Source organism: Sphaerisporangium flaviroseum, assembly GCF_039537005.1.
GTDB lineage: Bacteria > Actinomycetota > Actinomycetes > Streptosporangiales > Streptosporangiaceae > Sphaerisporangium > Sphaerisporangium flaviroseum.
On the sequence record NZ_BAAAZR010000077.1, the window covers coordinates 1 to 4,223 of the forward strand.

A 4,223-nucleotide genomic window follows, 5' to 3' on the forward strand; every position below is an offset into this window, starting at 1 on the left:
CAGGTTGACTACGGTCGCTGCCCGTGATCGAAGAGGAAAATTCGTCTCGGGATCTGCGGTCGCTGGTCGTGCCACGGGCGGGGTCGTTGGCGGCGACCGGCGATCCGTGGGAGCCGTATCGGCTGCTGGATTCCACGGGTGAGCCGGTGACGGCTGTCGCAGCGTACTTCGGTGAGTTGCAGGCCGCCGGACGGGCGGCGGCGACGCAACGCTCGTATGGGATGGCGTTGCTGCGCTGGTTCCGGTTCCTGTGGGCGATAGAGATCGCCTGGCGGGAGGCGACCCGGATCGAGGCGCGGGACTTCTCCCGTTGGATCCAGATCGGCGCGAAGCCGGTCCGACCGCATTGGCGGGCGCCGGACAAGCCCGTGGTGGTGAAGCCCAAACGGGTCAACGCGGTGACCGGCAAACGACCGCCCGGCGAGAAGTACGCACCCTCGACCATCGCGCACTGCGAGACGGTGCTGCGCAGCTTCTATGACTTCCACCTGGACGCCGGGACCGGGCCGCTGGTGAACCCGTTCCCGCTGGCCAGAGCCAAGCGAGCGCACGCGCATCACAACCCGATGGATCGGTTCGGGCCCCAGCGTGCCGGTCTGTATCGGCCTCGACAGCCCAAGCGGATTCCGCGGCACATCCCGGACGCGGTGTTCAACGACCTGTTCGCGCGGTTGTCCAGCGACCGGGACCGGGCCCTGGTCGCCTTCTGGGTGTCAACCGGGGCGCGGGCTGCGGAGCTGCTGGGAGTGCTGCGCAGCGGCGCGGACCCGGGACAGCAGCTGATCACCGTGGTGCGTAAGGGATCCCGAGCGATGCAGCAGCTTCCGGCGTCGCCAGACGCCTTCGTCTGGCTGCGGCTCTACCAGCAACAAATCCACGGCTTGGCGCCGGCGGGACCGGACGACCCCTTGTGGTGGACGCTGCGCAAGCCGTTCCGGCCGCTGACCTATCACGCAGCCCGGGCGATGTTCGTCCGAGCCAACGCGGTCCTGGGGTCGAACTGGTCGCTGCACGACCTGCGACACACGGCGGCCTACCGTCTGGCCCGCGACCCGGGCATGCCGATCACCGACGTCCAGTGGGTTCTCGGTCATGCTTCGCTGACCACCACCCAGATCTATACGACTCCGACCCCCGCGGACGCCATCGACGCGGTGATCGCCCATCACCGGCGTCGAGCCGAGCCCCGGCCGCCCGCGGAACCCGAGTCGCTGGGCTATCGCAAGGAGAGCCTGGACGTGTTGTTCGGCCGGAGGGGCTCGTGACCACAACGGCCGCCAGCCAGCAGACGCCACGGACCTGGCAGGTCAGCAGCGAAGCTCAAGCGCTGCTGGAGAAGTTCCCGCCCCGCCTGGTTCCTGGAGCCTGGCCGAGGACCCGCGAGAGCCGGGTGGTTCTCGAGTACAGGATGGCGGCGGCACCGTTCCGCGGCGACGATTCCCAATCCCGATGCCATCGCAACGCATCGTTGCAGGCCGTGCTCGACTGGCTGGAGCTCTATCCCGGCCAGAGCTGGCAGCAGCGATGGGAAGCCACCGCCGTCGGCCACGACGGCCGGCGGGATTGGCGACTCCAAATGTTGGCCGACCTTGCAGCGGCGGGGCTCCTGGACCGGCACCCAGGCTATGTTCGCAAGATCCTCGGCACGGGCCTGATCCAGCTGATCGGCGGCGACTACCTGCGGCCGTCGCTCGGTTGGCTCATGGCCACCACGTCGCCGCTGCGGATCGCCAACGAGATGGCCAAGGTCCGCGATCCCGAAGGCATCGCTGAACTGCGGACGGCCCGGCTGGCCGGCACCGTCGGCGACTCGACCATGATCCCCGCCATCGAGAAGATCGCGCTCGTCATGGCCGCGAAGGGCGGCTTGCTCCGCAACGTGACGATCGGCGACTGCCTCGAGCTGATGAGGGTCAGCAGGGAGGTCTTCCCCGGACCGACCCGATCCGGCCGACACAGCCCGGTCTTCTATCAACTGCTGCACTCGACCGGCCTGTTCCCCTCGGACACCCCACCCACGGTCCGCATGTTCAGCCCGGTGTTCGCCGGCCAAGTCCCGGTCGAGCAACTCGTCGACCGGTATCAGGTGGCCTGTCGCCCGGTCCGCGACCTGCTGGTCGACTACCTACGTGAACGGCAACCCGCGATCGACTACGGCACCCTTACCTCCCTGGCCACCACTCTGGTGCTCTGGTTCTGGAAGGACCTCGAACGCCATCACCCCGGCATCGACTCCCTGCGGCTGAGCCCGGAAACCGCCAGCGCTTGGAAACAGCGGATCCGAACCAGGGTTGTCCGTTCCCGCAGGGCCGACGGCGAGATCACCGAAACGACGGTCGAACGGGACACCGCCACCGACGCCCTCACGACCGTGCGCAGCTTCTATCTCGACCTGGCCCAATGGGCTCTCGACGACCCGGCCCGCTGGGGACCATGGGCCGCCCCTTGCCCGATCCGGGCCACCGACATCCAGCACAAGAAGATGAACTCCCGGCGCAAGGCCCGCATGGACCAACGCACCCGCGACCGGCTGCCGATCCTGCCAGCCCTCATGGAGGCCGTCGACCGCGAACGCAAAGCCGCCGCCGGCCGGCTGGCAGCAGCCCGAGCCGCCCAGCCCGGCGAAACCTTCACCGTCGACGGCGTCACCTTGCGACTCGCCCGGCTCGTCCGTCACTCACCGCGCATCTGGGCCGAGGAACCCGCCACCAGCCGCCGTCGTGATCTGATCCGCGAGGAAGACAACGCGTTCTGGGCCTGGGCCGCGGTCGAGGTGCTGCGCATGACCGGGATCCGGGTCGAGGAACTCAGCGAGCTTTCACACCACAGCCTGGTCCAATACCGAACACCAGCCACCGGCGAACTGATTCCGCTGTTGCAGATCCCGCCGTCGAAAACCGATGAGGAACGACTGCTGGTCATCTCGCCGGAACTGGCCGACGTGCTCTCTACGATCGTCTGCCGGATCCGCAACCCTGACGGCAGCGTCCCACTCGTGGTGGCCTACGACCACCACGAAAAGATCTGGAACCCGCCGATTCCTCTGCTCTTCCAACGCGCCATCGCCCTGGAAATCCGGCCCATACCGATCTCCGGAATCCGTGTCCTAGTCAGCGACGCTCTCGCTCGCACGGGGCTCACCGATGTCACCGGCAAACCATTGGACTTCTCACCCCACGACTTCCGCCGGATCTTCACCACCGACGCCATCATGAACGGGATGCCGCCCCACATCGCTCAACTGCTCCTGGGGCACAAAGACATCAACACCACGATGGGCTACAAGGCCGTCTACCCCGAGGAGGCCATCAACGGCCACAGGGCCTTCATCGCCCGCCGCCGCGGCCTGCGACCCAGCGAGGAATACAGGCACCCCAGCGACGCGGAATGGGACGAGTTCCTCGGCCACTTCGAGCGCCGCCGCCTCGCCCTCGGCGACTGCGGACGCGCCTACGGGACCGGCTGCATCCACGAACACAGTTGCGTTCGCTGTCCACTCCTTCGCGTCGATCCCGCCCAGCGGCAACGCTTGATCGACATCCGTGACAACCTTACCGCCCGCATCGCCGAAGCAGAGCGCGAAGGCTGGCTCGGCGAGGCTGACGGGCTCCGCGTCAGCCTCGCCGCCGCGAAGGAGAAGCTGGCCCAGGCTGACGCCAGCCTTCAACGCCGGGTCGTGGCTGTCGAGCTCGGTATGCCTAGCTTCTCTAATGTCGCGGCACGCACCGTTACATCGTGATCATCGACTACCCTGCCGGGTCATGAGCGCGGACAACTGGTTGGCCGATACCCGAACCTCCTACGACACGGTCGCCGTCAACTATGCCGACCTAGTCCGCAACGCGCTCTCCGAGCTTCAGTACCTACGCGCTGCTTTGACGCTGTTCGCCGACGGCGTGATTGCTGCGGGAAACGGGCCAGTAGCGGACATCGGATGCGGGCCTGGGCACATCACCGCCCATCTGCACGAACTCGGTCTCGATGCCTTCGGCGTCGACCTGTCACCGGGGATGATCGCCGTTGCCCGGCGCGACCACCCCAACCTACGGTTCGAGGTGGGCTCGATGACAAGCCTGAGCCTCCCGGCCTCCTCTCTGGCCGGTCTGCTCGCATGGCAGTCGTTGATCCACATACCCGACGAGGAGGTGCCAACCGTCTTCGAACACTTCCATCGATCCTTGCGTCCGGGCGGACTGCTGCAGTTGCTGTTCCATACCGGCGAC

General features: G+C 67.2%; 3 protein-coding genes. All 3 read left to right on the forward strand.

The genetic code is table 11. The features are described 5' to 3' along the window. The first annotated feature begins 146 nt into the window (after nucleotides 1–146). On the forward strand, nucleotides 147–1,265 hold the full coding sequence (locus tag ABD810_RS40825; RefSeq protein WP_344953961.1) for a tyrosine-type recombinase/integrase: 1,119 nt from the start codon (nucleotides 147–149) through the stop codon (nucleotides 1,263–1,265). Beyond that, nucleotides 1,262–3,739 (forward strand): tyrosine-type recombinase/integrase, encoded by a 2,478-nt coding sequence (locus ABD810_RS40830; RefSeq protein ID WP_344953964.1) that lies wholly within the window; start codon nucleotides 1,262–1,264, stop codon nucleotides 3,737–3,739. The genes ABD810_RS40825 and ABD810_RS40830 overlap by 4 nt, the downstream gene beginning before the upstream one ends. A gap of 22 nt (nucleotides 3,740–3,761) precedes the next feature. Continuing rightward, nucleotides 3,762–4,223, forward strand: a 462-nt coding sequence (locus ABD810_RS40835; RefSeq protein WP_344953967.1) for a class I SAM-dependent methyltransferase, incomplete at its 3' end; no start/stop codon positions are given.